This window comes from Nocardia niigatensis NBRC 100131, assembly GCF_000308655.1.
Classification (GTDB): Bacteria; Actinomycetota; Actinomycetes; order Mycobacteriales; family Mycobacteriaceae; genus Nocardia; species Nocardia niigatensis.
This window is the reverse complement of record NZ_BAGC01000049.1, coordinates 1-17,979: the sequence shown is the minus strand read 5'-3', so window position 1 is coordinate 17,979 and position 17,979 is coordinate 1. Positions and strand designations below refer to the sequence as shown.

General features: G+C 68.6%; 19 protein-coding genes and 1 riboswitch. Of the genes, 9 read left to right on the top strand and 10 right to left on the bottom strand.

The genetic code is table 11. The annotated features are described in order from the left end of the window. Window positions 1-78: 78 nt before the first annotated feature. On the top strand, window positions 79-1,260 hold the full coding sequence (locus ON33_RS23625) for a hypothetical protein (protein ID WP_040861258.1): 1,182 nt from the start codon (window positions 79-81) through the stop codon (window positions 1,258-1,260). A 371-nt stretch (window positions 1,261-1,631) separates the two neighbouring features. Further along, window positions 1,632-1,716, top strand: a riboswitch (ZMP/ZTP riboswitch). A 125-nt stretch (window positions 1,717-1,841) separates the two neighbouring features. Further along, window positions 1,842-3,137 carry a serine hydroxymethyltransferase gene (gene glyA, locus ON33_RS23620; RefSeq protein WP_040861279.1) on the top strand — a complete coding sequence of 432 codons (1,296 nt, stop codon included), beginning with the start codon at window positions 1,842-1,844 and terminating at the stop codon, window positions 3,135-3,137. 34 nt (window positions 3,138-3,171) lie between these two features. On the opposite strand, the gene ON33_RS23615 is transcribed toward glyA, so the two are convergent. Continuing rightward, a complete protein-coding gene (locus tag ON33_RS23615) occupies window positions 3,172-3,531 on the bottom strand; it encodes a glutaredoxin family protein (RefSeq protein WP_063711064.1) in 360 nt (119 codons plus the stop codon). Between the two features lie 91 nt (window positions 3,532-3,622). Further along, on the bottom strand, window positions 3,623-3,895 hold the full coding sequence (locus ON33_RS23610; protein WP_040861257.1) for a hypothetical protein: 273 nt from the start codon (window positions 3,893-3,895) through the stop codon (window positions 3,623-3,625). Between ON33_RS23610 and ON33_RS23605 the strand changes: the two genes are divergently transcribed. From ON33_RS23605 to ON33_RS23595, 3 genes are all read left to right on the top strand, one after another. After that, a complete protein-coding gene (locus tag ON33_RS23605; RefSeq protein WP_245550679.1) occupies window positions 3,894-4,289 on the top strand; it encodes a DUF488 domain-containing protein in 396 nt (131 codons plus the stop codon). The genes ON33_RS23610 and ON33_RS23605 overlap by 2 nt on opposite strands. A 243-nt stretch (window positions 4,290-4,532) precedes the next feature. Beyond that, entirely contained in the window at window positions 4,533-5,933 is a 1,401-nt protein-coding gene (phoH2, locus tag ON33_RS23600) for an RNA 5'-3' helicase PhoH2 (RefSeq protein WP_083869241.1), read from the top strand. A gap of 442 nt (window positions 5,934-6,375) precedes the next feature. Continuing rightward, the gene (locus ON33_RS23595; RefSeq protein ID WP_040861255.1) at window positions 6,376-7,239 is read left to right on the top strand and encodes an acyl-ACP desaturase; all 864 of its coding nucleotides are present in this window, start codon (window positions 6,376-6,378) and stop codon (window positions 7,237-7,239) included. Window positions 7,240-7,353: 114 nt separating this feature from the next. Here the strand turns inward: ON33_RS23595 and ON33_RS23590 are convergent, their stop codons facing one another. After that, the gene (locus ON33_RS23590; protein ID WP_040861254.1) at window positions 7,354-7,776 is read right to left on the bottom strand and encodes a limonene-1,2-epoxide hydrolase family protein; all 423 of its coding nucleotides are present in this window, start codon (window positions 7,774-7,776) and stop codon (window positions 7,354-7,356) included. Window positions 7,777-7,850: 74 nt separating this feature from the next. After that, a complete protein-coding gene (locus tag ON33_RS23585) occupies window positions 7,851-8,579 on the bottom strand; it encodes a TetR/AcrR family transcriptional regulator (RefSeq protein WP_040861276.1) in 729 nt (242 codons plus the stop codon). 106 nt (window positions 8,580-8,685) lie between these two features. Between ON33_RS23585 and ON33_RS23580 the strand changes: the two genes are divergently transcribed. After that, window positions 8,686-9,870 (top strand): FAD-dependent monooxygenase, encoded by a 1,185-nt coding sequence (locus tag ON33_RS23580; protein ID WP_040861253.1) that lies wholly within the window; start codon window positions 8,686-8,688, stop codon window positions 9,868-9,870. 50 nt (window positions 9,871-9,920) lie between these two features. On the opposite strand, the gene ON33_RS23575 is transcribed toward ON33_RS23580, so the two are convergent. Beyond that, window positions 9,921-11,327, bottom strand: coding sequence for a class II fumarate hydratase (locus ON33_RS23575; protein WP_040861252.1), 1,407 nt, complete (start codon window positions 11,325-11,327; stop codon window positions 9,921-9,923). A gap of 177 nt (window positions 11,328-11,504) precedes the next feature. After that, on the bottom strand, window positions 11,505-12,536 hold the full coding sequence (gene glpX, locus ON33_RS23570; RefSeq protein WP_040861251.1) for a class II fructose-bisphosphatase: 1,032 nt from the start codon (window positions 12,534-12,536) through the stop codon (window positions 11,505-11,507). A 127-nt stretch (window positions 12,537-12,663) separates the two neighbouring features. Between glpX and ON33_RS23565 the strand changes: the two genes are divergently transcribed. Both ON33_RS23565 and ON33_RS23560 read left to right on the top strand, forming a co-directional pair. Next, complete coding sequence (locus tag ON33_RS23565; RefSeq protein ID WP_040861250.1) at window positions 12,664-13,245, top strand: DUF4245 domain-containing protein; 582 nt, start codon at window positions 12,664-12,666, stop codon at window positions 13,243-13,245. Window positions 13,246-13,293: 48 nt separating this feature from the next. Continuing rightward, the gene (locus tag ON33_RS23560) at window positions 13,294-13,638 is read left to right on the top strand and encodes a nuclear transport factor 2 family protein (RefSeq protein ID WP_040861249.1); all 345 of its coding nucleotides are present in this window, start codon (window positions 13,294-13,296) and stop codon (window positions 13,636-13,638) included. Window positions 13,639-13,641: 3 nt separating this feature from the next. On the opposite strand, the gene ON33_RS23555 is transcribed toward ON33_RS23560, so the two are convergent. The 3 genes from ON33_RS23555 to ON33_RS23545 all read right to left on the bottom strand — a co-directional run bounded on the left by ON33_RS23555 (window position 13,642) and on the right by ON33_RS23545 (window position 16,142). Then, window positions 13,642-13,866, bottom strand: coding sequence for an exodeoxyribonuclease VII small subunit (locus ON33_RS23555; protein WP_040861248.1), 225 nt, complete (start codon window positions 13,864-13,866; stop codon window positions 13,642-13,644). Continuing rightward, the gene (gene xseA / locus ON33_RS23550) at window positions 13,866-15,092 is read right to left on the bottom strand and encodes an exodeoxyribonuclease VII large subunit (RefSeq protein ID WP_051152701.1); all 1,227 of its coding nucleotides are present in this window, start codon (window positions 15,090-15,092) and stop codon (window positions 13,866-13,868) included. The genes ON33_RS23555 and xseA overlap by 1 nt, the downstream gene beginning before the upstream one ends. A 309-nt stretch (window positions 15,093-15,401) precedes the next feature. Further along, a complete protein-coding gene (locus tag ON33_RS23545) occupies window positions 15,402-16,142 on the bottom strand; it encodes a lipid droplet-associated protein (protein WP_040861247.1) in 741 nt (246 codons plus the stop codon). 204 nt (window positions 16,143-16,346) lie between these two features. Between ON33_RS23545 and ON33_RS23540 the strand changes: the two genes are divergently transcribed. Continuing rightward, window positions 16,347-17,363, top strand: coding sequence for a 4-hydroxy-3-methylbut-2-enyl diphosphate reductase (locus tag ON33_RS23540; protein WP_040861246.1), 1,017 nt, complete (start codon window positions 16,347-16,349; stop codon window positions 17,361-17,363). 203 nt (window positions 17,364-17,566) lie between these two features. Here ON33_RS23540 and ON33_RS23535 read toward each other — a convergent pair whose 3' ends face one another. Further along, entirely contained in the window at window positions 17,567-17,836 is a 270-nt protein-coding gene (locus tag ON33_RS23535) for a single stranded DNA-binding domain-containing protein (RefSeq protein ID WP_040861245.1), read from the bottom strand. Between the last annotated feature and the right edge of the window lie 143 nt (window positions 17,837-17,979).

Here is a 17,979-nt window from a genome sequence, read left to right as displayed (position 1 = left end):
GAGGTGAAGAATCGAGACCTCCGGGGCCGCGAACCCGCCCGGAGTGAAGCGGAGGGCAAATTGAACAGAGCGCATCCCTTGGTGACCGATTATCTGCGGCTGGGCCTGGCGTTCGACCGGCTCGAAGACGGATTCGTCGACGCGTACACCGGTGACCCTGCGCTGCGCCGCGAGGTGGAGAACGCGCCCGCGCCCGACCCGCGCGATCTCGCGCACCGGGCCGCCGCCCTGCGCAAGGAACTGCCCGACGCGGGCCTGCCCGCCGAACGCGCCGAATTCCTGGAGGCGCACCTGCGCGCGCTGGAATGCTCCGGGCGCAAATTCGCCGGCGAGGACATCAACTTCGTGGACGAGGTCCGCGCCTACTTCGACGTGGATATCGCGCCCGCCGATACCGAGCGCTATCGCGAGGCACACCGGCTGCTGGACGAGACGCTGCCGGGCGACGGCGAACTGCTCGACCGCATCACCGCGCACCGCTGCCACGACGAGATTCCGCCGGAGCGCCTGCGGGAATGTGTGGACGCGTTCTCCGGCGCGCTGCGGGAACTGGTCCGCGACCGCTACCCGCTGCCCGACAACGAGCACGTGGAATACGAAGTGGTGGGCGACAAGCCGTGGTCCGGCTTCAACTACTACCTGGGCAACTACCAGTCCCGGGTGGCCATCAACTCCGATCTCAAACAGCACATGTCGCAGCTGCCGCACCTGATCGCGCACGAGGCCTACCCGGGCCATCACACCGAGCACTGCCGCAAGGAGGCCGGACTGGTGGGCGCGGGCCAGGACGAGCAGACGCTGTTCGTGGTCAACACCCCGCAGTGCCTGATGGCGGAGGGGCTGGCCGATCTGGCCCTGAAGTCGATCGTCGGCCCGGGCTGGGGCCGTTGGGCGCAGGAGATCTACGCGGACCTGGGGCTGCGCTTCGATGGCGAACGCGCCGAAAGGATTTCGAGCGCGTCCGCGAATCTGCTGAGCGTGCGCCAGGATGCCGCGCTGCTGCTGCACGATCGCCGGCGCGATGCCGGCGAGGTGTCGGAGTTTCTGCAGCGCTGGAGTCTGATCACCCCGGAGCGGGCCGCGCAGTCGCTGCGATTCCTGTCATCGCCGCTGTGGCGGGCCTATATCTCCACGTATGTGGAGGGGTATCGACTGCTGGGAGGGTGGCTGGACCGGGCGGCCGATGCCGACGACCGGTCCGAGCGCTTTCGCCGGCTCTTGGACGAACCCCTCACACCCGGCGCGATCCGGCGGATGTGAGGGGTACTCCCCGACGTCCGTGGTCGGTGCTTACGCGCCCCAGCTGGAGCAGGACGCGCCGCCGCTGGACATGGTGCACATGGTCTTGAGCAGGGTGAAAATGAGGGTCTGGATGGTGGTGGCGTCAGCGCTCATGAATGATTTCCTCGAAAGCTCAGATGGGACAATGTCACTGGCGCGCAGATTTGGGCCAGCGCGGCGATACATTACCGAGATTTGTTGCCCCGCCATAGCCTGATTTCGGAGTGATGTCCACCGCTCCCGGTAGATAGGCCGGTCCCCCTGCGCCGACGATTCCTCTGCCCCCACTTTCCGGGGCAGGTCTGGGCCGCGCGTGGCGGCGGATCGGCCGAGCCGGCCGCCGGATAGGATGGGCGGACCGCGACTGGCGCACTCGAGGTGGAAGCAACCACCGGGAAGCACCGAAGTCCGGCACCGCGCGCCTGGGTGCCTGGCGATCCCCGAATACCTTCGGGGTACCCGGACAACGGAGGTGCGCCATGCGCGATTCCCAGGACGCCCAGAACGACTCACAGAACCCCCTGATCGGTGCGCCGGATTCGGCCAATAGACTCGGCGGCGTGACCCAGACGAGCGCTTCTGTCAACAGCCAGTCCCTCGCCGAACTCGATCCCGAGGTCGCGTCCGCGATGGGCGGCGAACTCGCTCGCCAGCGCGACACCCTCGAGATGATCGCCTCGGAGAACTTCGTGCCGCGCGCGGTCCTGCAGGCGCAGGGCAGCGTCCTCACCAACAAGTACGCCGAGGGCTACCCGGGTCGCCGCTACTACGGCGGCTGCGAGAACGTCGACATCATCGAGGATCTGGCCCGCGCCCGCGTCAAGGAGCTGTTCGGCGCGGACTTCGCCAATGTCCAGCCGCACTCGGGCGCACAGGCCAATGCCGCGGTGCTGATGGCGCTGATGAACCCCGGCGAGAAGCTGCTGGGCCTGGATCTCGCGCACGGCGGCCACCTCACTCACGGTATGCGCCTGAACTTCTCGGGCAAGCTGTACGAGGTGCACGCCTACGGCGTGTCCAAGGAAGACCACCGTGTCGACATGGACGAGGTCCGCAAGATCGCCCGCGACACCCGCCCGAAGGTGATCGTCGCCGGTTGGTCGGCGTACCCGCGGCACCTGGACTTCGCCGCCTTCCGCGAGATCGCGGACGAGGTCGGCGCCTACCTGTGGGTCGACATGGCGCACTTCGCCGGTCTGGTCGCGGCCGGGCTGCACCCGTCGCCGGTGCCGCACGCGGACGTGGTGTCCTCGACCGTGCACAAGACCCTGGGCGGCCCCCGCTCCGGCCTGATCCTGGCCAAGCAGGAGTTCGCCAAGAAGCTGAACTCCGCGGTCTTCCCGGGCCAGCAGGGCGGTCCGCTCATGCACGCCGTCGCCGCCAAGGCCGTGGCCTTCAAGATCGCCGGGAGCGCGGAGTTCAAGGAGCGCCAGGAGCGCACCATCTCCGGCGCCAAGATCCTCGCCGAGCGCCTGACCGCGCCCGACGCCAAGGCCAAGGGCATCACCGTGCTCACCGGCGGCACCGATGTGCACCTGGTGCTGGTGGACCTGCGCAACTCGCAGCTGGACGGCCAGCAGGGCGAGGATCTGCTGCACGAAATCGGAATCACCGTGAACCGCAACGCCGTTCCGTTCGACCCGCGCCCGCCGATGGTCACCTCCGGCCTGCGCATCGGCACCCCGGCGCTGGCCACCCGCGGCTTCGGCGACGAGCAGTTCACCGAGGTCGCCGACATCATCGCGGCCGCCCTCACCGGCTCCGCCGACCTGGACTCGCTGCGTCAGCGCGTTTCCACGCTGGCCCAGGACTTCCCGCTGTACGACGGCCTGGAGAACTGGGGCCTGCTCGGCTGACACCCGGCCGAAAGACCAAGAGCCCGTCGCGATCTCACGATCGCGGCGGGCTCTGTCGTGCCGCCTTCGGCGGCACTGCGACGGACTGGAAGGGCCAGAAGCGGCGTGGGCCGCCGGTGAGCTGGGGTGCGTCTGCGGAGACGATGCCGATCAGTTGCTTGGGATCGGGGTTGACCCAGTTGCGCTCGGAGGAGCCGTCGCGGAGGACCACCGTCGGAACGGTCTCGTTGCCGCCCGCCACCGAGCGCACGAAGGCCGCTGCCTCCGGGTCCTGCCAGATGTCGATCTCGCGGTGGATGATGCCGTGGCGATTGAGCACGCGGCGCATGCGGGAGCAGTACGGGCAACCGGGGCGGCGATACACGACCAGTTCCGGTGCGGCAGCAGCGGTCATGACCGGAGTGTAGGGCCGAGGCAGCGAACCCGGCTATGCCCCAAGGGGATCGGACGGGCGGCGGCGATCGCGCCGCCCGTCCGTGTCCGGGTCAGGCGTGCTTTTTCAGGTAGTCCAGGTACATGGGGCGCAGCGCCTCGCCGACCTTGCCCTCGCCGGCGTGGAAGTAGTCGTCGAGCAGGGCGGCGGTGTTCCAGATGTCGACCTCGCCCTCGCCCTGATTACCCGCCGCGACCTCGGCGCCCGGAATCGCCTTCAGCAGTTCCCACAGGAACTTGATGTCGCCGCGCCGGGCTGCCAGCTTCACGGCACGGTCGTGCAATTCCTTGGTGGGCAGCGTTGCCAGATCCGCAGTTTCGGCCATGACTTCGACTGTAATGGAGGCCATGACACAGCAACCGAGGTACCGGGTCAAGCGCGTCTACGACGACCCCGATGCGGCCGACGGCCGCCGGGTGCTGGTGGACCGGCTGTGGCCGCGCGGGATCAGCAAACAGCAAGCGGCCATGGACGAATGGGCCAAGGACGTGACGCTGTCGAACGAGCCGCGGAAGTGGTATCACGCCGCGCCGGAGACACGCCGTTCCGAGTTCGAGCGGAAGTATCGAATCGAGCTCGGCGCGGACGTGGCGCGGGAGGGGCTCGCGCGGGTGCGGGAAGAGGCCGCATCCGGCTCGTTGACGCTGGTCACGGCCACGAAAGAGCCGGAGCGCAGCCAGGTCCCGATACTTCTCGATGAATTGGGCGAAACACGCTAAGTGGACTGCCGTTTACGCGATCTTCATGAATGCGCCCAACAGTCCGGAAGCCGGATCGCGATTTCGGCGGTAGCGTCGGGGGTGCGGGCTGCGTAGGTGTGGCTCGTACGGGAGGTCCTGATCGTGACTGAGCAACTCAGTGCGAGGGGGCCGGCACCCGGCCCTCGGGTCGTACGACCCCAAGGCTGACCGGCCCAGCGAGAACGCTCGCGCGGTGTCGCGCGAGTGGCAAAGGAGCCCACCGTGACTGATGCACGCTCCGTCAACGCTCCCAGCAGGGACGCCGGCTCTGACCAGGGCCCGCGGACCACGACACGGGGAGTTCGCGCCTCGCAGTCGTCCGATTCCGGACCGAAAACATTCGTAGTCGACACGTCGGTGTTGCTGTCCGACCCCTGGGCACTGACCCGCTTCGGCGAGCACCATGTGGTGCTGCCGCTGGTGGTGATCAGTGAACTCGAGGCGAAACGCCATCACCACGAACTCGGCTGGTTCGCTCGCGAGGCACTGCGCATGCTGGACGACATGCGTCTGGCACACGGTCGGCTCGATCAGCGGGTGTCGGTCGGCACCCAGGGCGGGACACTCCAGGTGGAGTTGAACCACACCGACCCAACCGTATTGCCCGTCGGATTCCGTACCGACACCAACGATTCCCGCATCCTGGCCTGCGCGCTCAACCTGGCGGCCGAGGGGCAGCGAGTCGTGCTGGTGTCCAAGGACATTCCGCTGCGCGTCAAGGCCGGCGCGGTCGGCCTGCGGGCCGACGAGTACCACGCGCAGGACGTCGTCACCTCCGGCTGGACCGGCATGGTGGAATTGGAGGTCGCCACCGGCACCGTCGACAAGCTCTACTCCGACAGCGTCATCGATCTCGACGAGGCGCGGGACATGCCCTGCCACACCGGAATTCGGATGCTCAGCCCGCGCGGCAGCGCGCTGGCGCGAGTGACGCCGGACAAGCGGGTGCAACTGGTGCGCGGCGATCGCGAGGCCTTCGGGCTGCACGGGCGCTCGGCCGAACAGCGCATCGCGCTGGATCTGCTGCTCGACGAGAGCGTCGGCATCATCTCGCTCGGCGGGCGGGCCGGCACCGGCAAATCCGCGCTGGCGCTCACCGCGGGACTCGAGGCGGTGCTCGAGCGCCGCTCGCATCGGAAGGTGGTGGTGTTCCGGCCGCTCTACGCGGTGGGCGGACAGGAGCTCGGCTATCTGCCGGGCTCCGAGAGCGAGAAGATGGGGCCGTGGGCGCAGGCCGTCTTCGACACCCTCGACGGGCTGGCCAGCCCTGAGGTGATGGAGGAGGTGCAGGCGCGCGGCATGTTGGAAGTGCTGCCGCTCACCCACATTCGCGGGCGCTCGCTGCACGACTCCTTCGTGATCGTGGACGAGGCGCAGTCCCTGGAACGCAATGTGCTGCTCACGGTGCTGAGCCGGTTGGGCAGCGGGTCGCGGGTGGTGCTCACCCACGATGTCGCGCAGCGCGACAACCTGCGCGTGGGCCGGCACGACGGCGTGGCCGCCGTGATCGAAAAGCTCAAGGGGCACCCGTTGTTCGCGCACGTCACTCTGACCCGCAGTGAGCGGTCTCCGATCGCGGCACTGGTCACCGAGATGCTGGAGGAGTTCGGGCCCAATTCCTGACGCCCGGTAGCGGTTTCTGAGTGCCGCTAGAAGGGATCTGCCCGGTCGGAGAGCGACGCGCCCTCCGGCCGGGCAATTTTTTGGCAAGTGTTTCGACCCGGATGTGCGAGGGTACTTTTCGGCGTAATTCCAGCTCGGCCGCCTATTCTGCGAGCGCTGTCCGATTCGCCGAATTGCTCACCTGGGTGGACAACAGGACCACGGTCACCGAGAAGTAGCAGTACCGCCTCACCGGGACTTCAGCGCCCAGCTGAGAGCCGTCGGTATCGCGTATGCGTGCGGGCGGCCGGGTGCCGAAACTATTGCGGGCGTGCCCGGGGAAGTTACCCGCATCTCACGAAATCAGCGGTTGCGACAGCCTCCCGGTTCCGGTCCGGACATAGCCGATTCGAATACCTGGCGAAGGTCCCCATGTTTGCCCCGATGCCGCTAGGTTGTTCGCGTGCAGAACGTTTTGGCCGATCGGGACCTGCTGGAATCACTCGCGGCGGAGGTGGAGACCAACCTCGAGCGGCATATCGCCGTCGCCCCGGAGTGGCAGCCCCACGACTACGTGCCGTGGGACGCCGGCCGCAACTTCGCCTTCCTCGGCGGAACCGATTGGGAGGCGGCGCAATCAGAGCTCAGCGAGGTCGCCAAGACCGCGCTCACCGTCGGCGTGCTGATCGCCGACAACCTGCCCGCCTACCACCGCGAGGTCGGCAAGTACCTGCGCAGCGGACCGTGGTGGCGCTGGGTCGGCCGCTGGACCGCCGAAGAGAACCGGCACGAGATCCTCATCCGCAACTACCTCATGGTCACCCGCGCCGTCGACCCCGTCGCGCTGGAGCGGATGCGCATGGCGCACATGACCACCGGCTTCCGCCGCGCCCCCATGCACCTCCCCGACGTGCTCGCCGTCTGGGCCCTGGAGGAGACCGCGGCCGCCGTCCGGCACCGCAACACCGCCCGCCTGGCCGACAATGTCATGGTCGCGACCATCGCCGACCGGCTCGCCGCCGACGACGAACTGCAGGCCATCTTCTTCGCCAACCTGGTCGGCGCGGCCCTCGACGTGGCTCCCGACCAGACCGTGCGCGCCATCGCCGACCGCATCGCCGACTTCCACGTCCCGGTGGTGCAACTCGCCGACGGCCGTTCCAGCGACGAGGTCCTCGCCGAGGCCGGCATCTACGACCCCGCGCGCCAACCCGAACTGGTCTTCGCGCCGCTGCTCGAGCAGTGGAAGATCTTCACCCGCACCGACTTCGGCGCGGAAGGCGAGCAGGCGCGCGCCGAACTGGCCCACCTGCGCCCCGAGGCCTGATCCGCACCACGACCTGACCCGTGCACCTGTGCGCGGTTCGATGCCGACGCCCGCCGCGCACACGTGGCGGGCGTCGCGCTTTTCCCGCGGCCTCGGAGAGTGTTTCTCCCCGCCTCAGCGGGGGAGCACGGAGCGCACGACACCGGTGATCGTGCCGCGCAGGAAGTTCTCCCAGCTGAAGTGGTCGTGCCAGACGGTGATGCGGCCGTCACGGAACTCGAAGGTGCCGCAGACCCAGAAGGCGATCTCGATCGGGCCCGCGCGCAGGTAGTCGGTGCGCTCGGTGAGCACGGTGCCGTCCTCGGTGGCCGCGATGTGGTGCATTTCGGCGCGGAAACCGAAGCGCGGGTTGTTGAACAGACCCAGGACCCAGCGCACACGATCGAGGCCGCGCACATCGGGCAGTGAGGTGTTCTTCCAGACGATGCCCGGATCGGCCAGTTCGAGGGCCTCGCCCACGATCTTCATTTCCAGCGCGGCGAAGAACTCGCGCACCGTGGTGACCGGATCCTGCTTCAGCTCGGGTAGCTCGGACATGAGCCGAGCGTAGGCCGAATCCGGGCGGCGGCACAGATATTCGCGGCAACGATCATCGCGTCGAGATCAGACGATCACCGGCGTGTCGCGATGAGCGCGCCGAGGCCGTCCAGGATGCGGTCGATGCCGAAGGTCAAGGCGTTGTCGCGGCCGGTCTCGGCCGCGCTGCCCGACATGGTCTCGGCGAAGGCCGCGACGGCGTGTGGAAAGCGCTGTGCCTGCGCCGCGAGCACGGTGCCGAGCTCGCGGGCCAGTTCGCCCTCGAGGTCCTCGCCCGCCGCGGCCGTCTGCTGGGCGATGCCACGGGCATGGCCGAGCAGGAGCACGACGGTGTCGAAACACTCCGCGGCGGTCAGGCCGGTGCCGTCCAGCGCTCCGACGGCCGCGTCGAGCCAGGCCATTTCGTTGGGGCCCATGGGCCGGATCCCGGTGGCCGCTTCGTTCCCCCAGGGGTGCGCCACGACACGGGTGAAGAAGGTCTCGGTCCACGAGCGCAGGTAGGCGCGCCACCGTTCCGGATCGGAATCGATTGGGGCGGTGGTGTTCTCCGGCGGCACGCCGAGTGCGGTGTCCAGCATGAGCGCGATGAGCTCGGTCTTGCCGGGGATGTAGCGGTAGAGCGCCATCTTCGCGCAGCCGAGGCGTTCGGCCAGCCGCGCCATGGACAGGTTCGCCAGCCCTTCGCTGTCGGCGAGGTCGATGGCCTCGCCGACGATGCGCTCCAGCGTGAGGGACGGTTTGGGTCCGCGCCGCGGGCGATCGGGGGAGCCCCAGAGCAGGTCGAGGGTGGTCGGTGCCGGCATGGTCGCCATCCTTCCGGGTTGCGGGCTTGACGTAAAACTGCGTCCATCATACGCTTTTGAATATAAATAGCGTCCAATAGACGCAGTTATCGAAGGAGTTACCGCCATGCGCGCCACCACCGTCCTCATCTCCGGATCCGGCGTCGCCGGTCCCGCCCTCGCCTACTGGCTGCACCACTACGGCTTCCGGGTGAGCGTCGTCGAGAAGTCGCCCGCACTGCGCAGCGGCGGCCAGGCCATCGACTTCACCGGCGAAACCCACATGACCGTGCTCGAGCGGATGGGCGTGCTCGACGACATCAAGCGTCGCCAGACTGGCAAGACCGACTGGGTGATGGTCGACGAGAACGGCACGGAACAGGCCGTCATCGCCGGCGAATTCCTCGGCGGCGACATCGAGATCCTGCGCGGGGATCTGGCCGAGATCCTCTGCAGCCGGACGGCCGGCCAGTGCGAATATCTGTTCGGCGACACGGTCACCGTGCTGCGCGAGACCGCCGACGGGGTGCACGTCGAATTCGAGCACGCGCCCGAGCGCGTCTTCGACCTGGTCCTCGGCTGCGACGGCATCCACTCACGGGTGCGCACGCTCGCCTTCGGGCCGGAAAAGAACTTCGTGACCCACGACGGGTACTACTACGCCATCGCGGGCGCATCCATCTGGCAGGACATGCCGGAGGGCGACCGGCCGCGGTCGCGATCACTGGGCTGCAACACCCCCGGGCGGCTGGCCATGTCGGGCGGCAGCAAGGCGGCGCAGCTGTACATGTTCGCCGCGCCGGAACTCGAATACTCGCGCGACGACTTCGATCAGCAACGCCGCATCGTGGCCGAGACCTTCGCCGGAATGGGATGGGAGGTACCGCGCATGCTCGCCGAACTGCCGTCGCTGGACGGGTTCTATCTGGATGCCATCGCAAAGGTTTCGATGAGGAACTTCGTACGCGGCCGGGTCGCCCTCGTCGGCGATTCCGCCTACGGCCACACCCTCAACGGTTTCGGCACCGGGCTGGCCATCGTCGGCGCCTACGTGCTGGCCGGCGAATTGGCCGCGGCCGGTGGCGATCACACGATCGCGTTCGCCCGCTACGAGGAGATCATGAAGCGCCACATCCGCAAGGCCGACGCGTCCAGCCCGGGACGGTTCCTCGCCCCGCGGACCGCGCGCGGAATCCGGCTGCGCAACAGGTTCATCCGCTCCCGCGCCTTCAAGCTGATGGTGAGGTACGCCGAGAACGCCAAGAACGACATCGATCTGAAGGACTACCCGGACCTGGTCGAGGTGGCGTGAAGCCCGTGGCGTGGGCACGGCGGCCGATTCCGCCGCACCCACGGGCCGGACTACTCGTTCTTCTCGTCCACCTGCGCCATGGAGAGCACATCCAGCCGGCGGTCCAGCTCCTCGACCGAGAGCTTGTCGCCGATCAGACCGCGATCGATCACCGTCTGCCGAATCGTCTTGTGCTCCTTCAACGCCTGCTTGGCCACCGCCGCCGCCTCCTCATAACCGATCGCGGAATTCAGCGGGGTCACGATCGACGGCGAGGATTCCGCCAGCTGCCGCAGCCGGTCCACGTCGGCGACCAGGCCGCTGACGCACTTGTCGGCGAACAGGCGGGAGACATTGGCCAGCAGGCGAATCGACTCCAGCACATTGCGGGCCATCATCGGGATGTAGACGTTCAGCTCGAACGCGCCGTTGCCGCCGCCCCAGGCGATCGCCGCGTCATTGCCGATGACCTGCGCGGCGACCTGCGTAACCGCCTCCGGCAGTACCGGATTCACCTTGCCCGGCATGATCGAGGAACCCGGCTGCAGATCGGGCAGCCGGAGTTCGGCCAGGCCGGTCAGCGGGCCGGAGCCCATCCAGCGAATGTCATTGGCGATCTTGGTCAGGCTGATCGCGACCGTGCGCAGCGCACCGGACAATTCCACCAGGCCATCGCGGGCGGCCTGCGCCTCGAAGTGATCGCGCGCCTCCGACAGCGGATCCAGGCCGGTCGCCCGGGCCAGCTCCGCAACGACTTTCGCGCCGAAACCGGCCGGCGCGTTCAAACCGGTGCCGACCGCGGTGCCGCCGATGGCCAGCTCGCCGACCCGCGGCAGGGTGGCCAGCAGGCGCTCGATGCCCGAGCTCACCTGACGGGTGTAGCCGCCGAACTCCTGGCCCAGGGTCACCGGGACCGCGTCCATCAGATGGGTGCGGCCGGACTTGACCACGTACTTCCACTCCTGGGACTTGTCCAGCAGTGCCAGCCGCAGATGATCCAGGGCCGGGACCAGATCCTTGATCACCGCCTCGGTGGCCGCGAGATGCGTTGCGGTGGGGAAGGTGTCATTGGACGACTGCGACATGTTCACGTCGTCATTGGGGTGCACGGTGACGCCGTTCCGGGCCGCGATGCTCGCGATCACCTCGTTGGCGTTCATGTTCGAGCTGGTGCCCGATCCGGTCTGGAAGACGTCGATCGGGAACTGGTCGTCGTGCTTGCCGTCGGCGATCTCCGCCGCCGCCGCGATGATGGCCTCGGCCTTCGCCTTGTCCAGCAGACCCAGATCGCGATTCACGGCCGCGCAGGCCGCCTTCAGCAGGCCGAGCGCGCGAATCTGCGCGCGCTCCAGGCCCCGTCCGCTGATCGGGAAGTTCTCCACCGCCCGCTGGGTCTGCGCCCGCCACAGCGCGTCGACGGGAACGCGGACCTCGCCCATGGTGTCGTGTTCGATGCGGTACTGCGTCTCCTCGCTCATGAACCCGACCCTATGCCCGCCGCCGAGCCCGTGGGGGTGCCACGCCTGAGGGAATCCGCACAGCACGGGCGGGAATAGGGCCGGGCCGCCGAACCCGGAAGAAGGTGCCGCCGACCCCCGGAGACGACAGCGCCCCGGCGGACGGATCCACCGGGGCGGCAAGCTGTTTCGCTCGGATCAGGGGAGCGGCGGGGTGGCGTGCTCGTCGCCCACGAAGTCCACCGACGCGTACTCGCGCAGCTTGGTCAGACGGTGGAAGCCGTCGATCATGCGGATGGTGCCGGACTTGGCGCGCATGACGATCGACTGGGTGTAGGCGCCACCGCCGTAGTAGCGCACGCCCTTGAGCAGATCGCCGTCGGTGACACCGGTGGCGCTGAAGAAGACGTCCTCACCGGAGACCAGATCGGTGGTGCTCAGGATGCGGTCCAGGTCGTGGCCCGCGTCGATGGCCTTCTGCTTCTCGGCCTCGTCCTTCGGGGCCAGCTTGGCCTGCAGCGTACCGCCCAGGCAGCGCATGGCGGCCGCGGCGATGATGCCCTCGGGGGTGCCGCCGATGCCGATCAGCATGTCGACGCCGGACTCGGGACGGGCACAGGCGATGGCGCCGGCCACGTCACCGTCGGAGATGAGACGGATGCGGGCGCCCGCGTCGCGCACGGCCTTCATGTGCTCGGCGTGGCGGGGGCGGTCCAGGATGCACACGGTGAGGTCGGAGACCGAGGAGTTCTTGGCCTTCGCGACCCGGCGTAGGTTCTCCGCGATCGGGGCCGCTAGATCGATGACATCGGCGGCGTCCGGGCCGACGGCGATCTTCTCCATGTAGAACACGGCCGACGGATCGAACATGGCGCCGCGCTCGGCGACCGCCAGCACGGAGATCGCGCCCGGGGAACCCTTCGACATCAGGGTGGTGCCGTCGATCGGGTCGACCGCGAAATCCAGCTCCGCGCCGGTGCCGTCGCCGACCAGCTCGCCGTTGTACAGCATGGGCGCTTCGTCCTTCTCGCCCTCACCGATCACGACGATGCCGCGCATGGAAACCGTCGCCACCAGCTGCCGCATGGCGTCCACGGCCGCGCCGTCGCCGCCCTCCTTGTCACCGCGGCCGACCCAGCGGCCCGCGGCCATGGCGCCGGCCTCGGTGACCCGGACCAACTCGAGCGCTAGGTTGCGGTCCGGTGCCTCGCGGCGGCTGGATGCGGTCATGACGAGAGCCTCCTTGTTGTCTAAAGCTGGGTAAATTGTCGCATTGCGGTTCGCGGCCCTCGGCACGCACTTACGTTTCCCGAGACCGTGAGCTCGGTCGCACCTGCGGCCCATGGATACTGAGTGCGTGTCGTACCAAAAGCCGCGCAGTCAGAACGACTACAAGGACCTGATCTGGTCGCTCGCTCCGCTGGTGCTGATCTGCCTGGTCATCGCCGGGATCGCGAGCCAGTGCTCGTTCTCCACCGGCGGTCCGACCCAGGGCAGGATTCCGAACTTCGATGCCAAGGCCGCGCTCACCGACGACGCGCGCCACCTGTCCTTCCCGATCCGGCTGCCGGCCCTGCCCGACACGGACCCGGACAAATGGACTCCGAACTCGGGCAGCCACGACACCATCGCCGGGACCGGCGGCGGCGACACCAGCACCGTCGGCTTCATCACCCCGCAGGGCACGTACATGCAGCTGACCCAGTCGAACGCGACCGTCGACGCCCTCGCGAAGAAGTACGCGCCGACCAAGACCGGGACCGGCACCCAGCGCTACGGCGACCACATGTGGAATGTCTACGCCGAACCCGGCTCCGAGCCCGCGTGGATCAGCGACTTCGGGGACGTCCGCGTCCTCATCAAGGGCGCCGGCAATGCCGCCGCCTTCGGCACCCTCGCCACCGCCATGGGCCAGGCACAGCCGCTGCCGCGCAGCTGATTCCGTAAATCGCTCGACCCGGCCGCGGGCATCCGCTGCGATGGGGGCATGAACGTTCTCGACGAATTGCGCTCGCGGGAGCCGATCTTCCATCGCCCCGAGCACGGCGTGGACTTCGCCGCCATGGTCGCCGACGAGTTCTGGGAGATCGGGGCCTCCGGTCAGCGTTATGACCGTGACCTCGTGCTCGAAGTGCTGGCCGAGCGGCAGCGGATACCGTCCGAGGACGTGTGGGAGACCAGCGAATTCCGGTGCCAGGAACTGGCACCCGACCTCTTTCTGCTGACCTACCTACTGCGGCAGCCGGACCGGGTCAGCCGGCGGTCGACCGTCTGGCGGCGCGTCGGCCCGGACTGGCAGATCGTCTTTCACCAGGGCACGGTCGTCGCCTAGCGGTCACTCCTGCTGGGTGCGGTGCGCGAGGGCGTCCTCGACGCGCTTGCGGGCGCCGGCGAGATGCTGCTCACAGCGGGAGGCCAGGGCCTCGCCGCGTTCCCACAGGGCCAGCGAGTCGTCGAGGTCCATGCCGCCCTGCTCGAGCATCTTCACGACATTGACCAGCTCGTCGCGGGCGCGCTCGTAGCCGAAGGTGGCGATCTCGGCGCGTTCGTCGTCGGTCATCAGAAGTCCTTCCGGATCGGGCGGGGAGCCAGGGATTGGGCGCCGAGAGCGGCGGCGGATATCGCGCCGTCGGCCACCCGGATGCGGAGCTGGGTGCCGGGCGGGGAGTCCTCGATGGCGCGGACCACCTCGCGGTCCTTGCCGTTCACCCGCTGCACCACCGCGTAACCGCGGGCCAGGGTAGCGGCCGGGCCGACGGCGGAGAGTTTTTCACGCAGATGCCGGGTGGTGGTGGACTCACCGCTGAGCAGGTGGTCGACGGCCCGCTGGGCGTTGGCGCGCAGCCGCTCGACCTCGTCGTGTCGCTGATCGAGCAGGCGCAGCGGGTCGGCCAGGACCGGGCGCGAACGCAATTGGGCCAGCGCGCGGGCCTCGCGATCCACCCAGCCGCGCAGCGCCGCGTTCGCGCGGGATCGAAGTTCCTGCAGCAGCGCGGTTTCGGCGGCGGCATCGGGGACGATGCGCTTGGCGGCGTCGGTCGGGGTGGCGGCGCGCAGGTCGGCGACATAGTCCGAGATCGGATTGTCCGGCTCGTGGCCGATGGCGCTCACGATCGGGGTGGTCGCGGAAACGATGGCGCGGCACAGGGTTTCATCGGAGAACGGCAGCAGATCCTCGACACTGCCGCCGCCGCGCGCCAGCACGATCACATCCACCTCGGGATTCGCGTCCAGCGCCGCGATGGCCGCCAGGAGCTGTGGTACCGCGGTCGGACCCTGCACGGCGGTATTGCAGATCTCGAAGCGCACCGCCGGCCAGCGCTGCGTCGCCACCGTCACCACATCGTGCTCGGCGGCGCTGGCGCGGCCGGTGATCAGGCCGATCCGATTGGGCAGGAACGGGATCGGGCGTTTGAGCCGCGGATCGAACAGACCCTCCGCCGACAGCAGCGCCTTCAGCCGCTCGATCCGCGCCAGCAGCTCACCGATGCCCACCGGCCGAATCTCGGTGACCCGCAACGACACTGTGCCCCGCCCCGTGAAGAACGACAGCTTGCCGTACACGACTACCCGGCTGCCCTCCTGCAGCGGCACCGCCGAATTCCGCAGCAGCTCCGGATCACAGGTCACCGACAGCGACATGTCCGCCGCCGTATCCCGCAGCACCAGGAAAGCCGTCCGTGTCCCCGGCCGCATGTTCATCTGGGTGATCTGCCCCTCCACCCAGACCGCGCCCAGCCGATCGATCCACTGCGCTACCTTCACGGCGACCGTCCGCACCGGCATCGGGTTATCGGCGGACGAGCTCGGCGGCCGCGGCGTCGTATCGGTGCTCACCGCACGATTCTGTCAGTGCCCACCGACGTGGGGCACAATCCGCCCGCCGACACGGAATTCCCGCGCCGCCGGCCGCGAGAATCCGATGGAACAGAAACACCGGCCGCCAGGGCTGGAGCCCGAGCGACCGGTGTCGGTCGCGGTCCGCCGATGCCGGCGGTCCGGGCCGGCCCGGAAGCGTGTGCCGGGTCCGGGGCGGAGCCCCTCATTCCCGAGAGGTTTCAGGGGTGAAACCCCTGCGAGCTCCCGACAGCTGGGTTACTTGGCCTGCACCGTCGCGATGCGGTTGGTCAGCATGGTGACGAACGGGGCCCGGTCGAGAGTCTCCTGCTCGTAGGCGAGGAGAGCCGCGAGGTCCTCGACGGTCAGCTGGCGCAGCCGGGCCCGCAGCTGTGCGATCGTCATGGCGGAGTAGTCGAAGCGGATCGCGACCTCGGGCTCGGTGACGGTGCTGTCGTGGTGGCCGTTGGTGGACGTGTTGGAAGCCGTCGCGGGCGCGGCGGTCTCAGCGGACTGGGTGGTCTCAGCGGACTCGGTGGTCTCGGTGGCCTCCGGTTCGGCAGCCTCCTGCGCAGCCGATTCGGCGGGCACCGGTTCGGGCTCGGTCACCACCGGCTCGGTCGCCGCGGCGACCGGTTCAGGGGCCGCGACCGGTTCCGGCTCGGTGAATGCGGCCGGTTCGGGCTCGGTGAAGAGGTCGAAACGGCTCTGCCGTACCGATTCGGCGGCGAAGCTCGGAGTTTGCTCGTCCACTTCGTCCTCATCGAAGGTGGCCCAGGCGGGCTGCTCCTCGGCCTGGTTGAGCAGACGATCGAAAACGGCGTCGCCCTTGAGAGCGAGGCTGGTCACGAACTGCTGGATGTGCATGGTGGTCTGCAGCACCTGGCTGATCGCGGTGATCGGGAAATTGATCGCGGTCGTCGGTAGCCGACGAGTTTCCTCGAGGGCATAGACGGCGGCCCCGGCGGCGACCCGGGCCAGGAACGGAGGTCGGAACATGCTCCTAGCCTGCCCGAAACGCCGTGTGATGCAAAGGCGAAAAGCCGTGTCTATTTGCCCTCCGCTTCGCTCCGGGCGGGTTCGCGGCGCTGGAGGTCTCGATTCTTCACTCCCTCCGCTCCTCCGCTTGGCTCCCCCGCTCCAGTCGCTCCAGAATCGAGACGCGCCGCGAACCTGTGGGTTTTGGTCAGTATTGTTGGTGCCATGTCCTCGGCTATCCCTTTGAACGTCGGAATCGTCGGGTCCGCGGCGGGTGATGCCGACGCGCCACGGGGCCCACAAGACAAGCGAGTACTGCTCGCCGAACCGCGCGGCTACTGCGCCGGTGTGGACCGAGCGGTCGAAACGGTGGAGAAGGCGCTCGAAAAGCACGGCGCCCCCATCTACGTCCGCAAGGAAATCGTGCACAACCGGCACGTGGTGGAAACGCTGCGCGAGCGCGGTGTGATCTTCGTCGACCAGACCGAGGAGGTGCCGGAGGGCGCGCTGGTGGTGTTCTCCGCGCACGGCGTCTCCCCGGCCGTCCACGAATCCGCGGCCGCCCGCAACCTGCACACCATCGACGCCACCTGCCCGCTGGTCACCAAGGTGCACCAGGAGGCCAAGCGCTTCGCCCGCGACGACTTCGACATCCTGCTCATCGGCCACGAGGGCCACGAGGAGGTCGAGGGCACCGCCGGTGAGGCGCCTGACCACGTGCAGCTGGTGGACGGCCCCGACGCCGTCGACTCGGTCACCGTGCGCGACGAGAACAAGGTGATCTGGCTCTCGCAGACCACGCTGTCGGTGGACGAGACCATGGAGACGGTCAACCGCCTGCGCCAGAAGTTCCCCAAGCTGCAGGATCCGCCGAGCGACGACATCTGCTATGCCACCTCGAACCGCCAGACCGCGGTGAAGGCCATGGCGCCCGAATGCGATCTGGTGATCGTGGTCGGCTCCCGGAACTCGTCGAATTCGGTCCGGCTGGTGGAGGTCGCGCTGAGCGCCGGCGCCCGCGCCGCGCACCTGGTCGACTATGCCCGCGAGGTGGATACCGCCTGGCTGGAGGGCATTCACACGGTCGGCGTCACCTCGGGCGCCTCGGTTCCGGAGATTCTCGTCGAGGGCGTGCTGGAATTGCTGGCCGAGCACGGTTTCGGCGCGGTGGTTCCGGTGACGACCGCCAATGAGACGCTGGTCTTCTCGCTGCCGCGCGAACTTCGCACCGCGCGCGCGTAACTCGTTCCGAAACGTATTCGCGCCCGCCACATTCGTTGTGGCGGGCGCGAATTGCTTTTCGGATGATCTTATTTCGCACCGAATTTCCCGATAGCCGGAAATGTACGGTTCGAGTCGCTCGGGTGTCGCCGTGCCGGATTCCCGGCCACATATGTCAATGCCGGAATCCGGGCGCCCACGGCCGCTTGTCCCAGGCCCGGGATTCAGCGTTCGATGCGACCCGAATCACGCTCGCGGTAACGCACATTCGGACGCGGATGCGGCGGCAGTTCGGCCGGCTGCGCGCGCCGGCGGCGGCCGCCCTCGGGGGCGGGAGCCGGATTGCGCTCGGGGGCGGCATGGCGTTCGGCGCCGCGACCCGCGGCCTGATCGGGGCTCTGCGCGCGGCGGCGACGGCCCTCACCCTGGGCGGCCTCCGGCGGCGGGGTGGCGCGACGCTCACCATTGCGGGGGCGGCTCGGCCGGGGCGGCACGACGCTCGCCCGCGCGGGGCTGATCGCCGGGGGTCGCACGGCGCTCGCCGGTGCGGGGCGGCTGCTCGGCGTACTGGGCCCGGCGGCGGCCCTCGCCGGTGGCGGCGCCGGACTGGTCCGGGCGCGCGGCGCGACGACGGCCC

Coding starts and splice junctions, on each gene's coding strand:
- ON33_RS23555 (WP_040861248.1), bottom strand. CDS start 13,866: ATGACCGACGACGAACGCGCCGAGATCGCCACCTTCGGCTACGAGCGC.
- ON33_RS23575 (WP_040861252.1), bottom strand. CDS start 11,327: ATGAGCGAGGAGACGCAGTACCGCATCGAACACGACACCATGGGCGAG.
- ON33_RS23590 (WP_040861254.1), bottom strand. CDS start 7,776: ATGTCCGAGCTACCCGAGCTGAAGCAGGATCCGGTCACCACGGTGCGC.
- xseA (WP_051152701.1), bottom strand. CDS start 15,092: ATGCCGGTGCGGACGGTCGCCGTGAAGGTAGCGCAGTGGATCGATCGG.
- ON33_RS23580 (WP_040861253.1), top strand. CDS start 8,686: ATGCGCGCCACCACCGTCCTCATCTCCGGATCCGGCGTCGCCGGTCCC.
- ON33_RS23585 (WP_040861276.1), bottom strand. CDS start 8,579: ATGCCGGCACCGACCACCCTCGACCTGCTCTGGGGCTCCCCCGATCGC.
- ON33_RS23560 (WP_040861249.1), top strand. CDS start 13,294: ATGAACGTTCTCGACGAATTGCGCTCGCGGGAGCCGATCTTCCATCGC.
- ON33_RS23605 (WP_245550679.1), top strand. CDS start 3,894: ATGACTTCGACTGTAATGGAGGCCATGACACAGCAACCGAGGTACCGG.
- ON33_RS23540 (WP_040861246.1), top strand. CDS start 16,347: ATGTCCTCGGCTATCCCTTTGAACGTCGGAATCGTCGGGTCCGCGGCG.
- glpX (WP_040861251.1), bottom strand. CDS start 12,536: ATGACCGCATCCAGCCGCCGCGAGGCACCGGACCGCAACCTAGCGCTC.
- ON33_RS23545 (WP_040861247.1), bottom strand. CDS start 16,142: ATGTTCCGACCTCCGTTCCTGGCCCGGGTCGCCGCCGGGGCCGCCGTC.
- ON33_RS23610 (WP_040861257.1), bottom strand. CDS start 3,895: ATGGCCGAAACTGCGGATCTGGCAACGCTGCCCACCAAGGAATTGCAC.
- ON33_RS23615 (WP_063711064.1), bottom strand. CDS start 3,531: ATGACCGCTGCTGCCGCACCGGAACTGGTCGTGTATCGCCGCCCCGGT.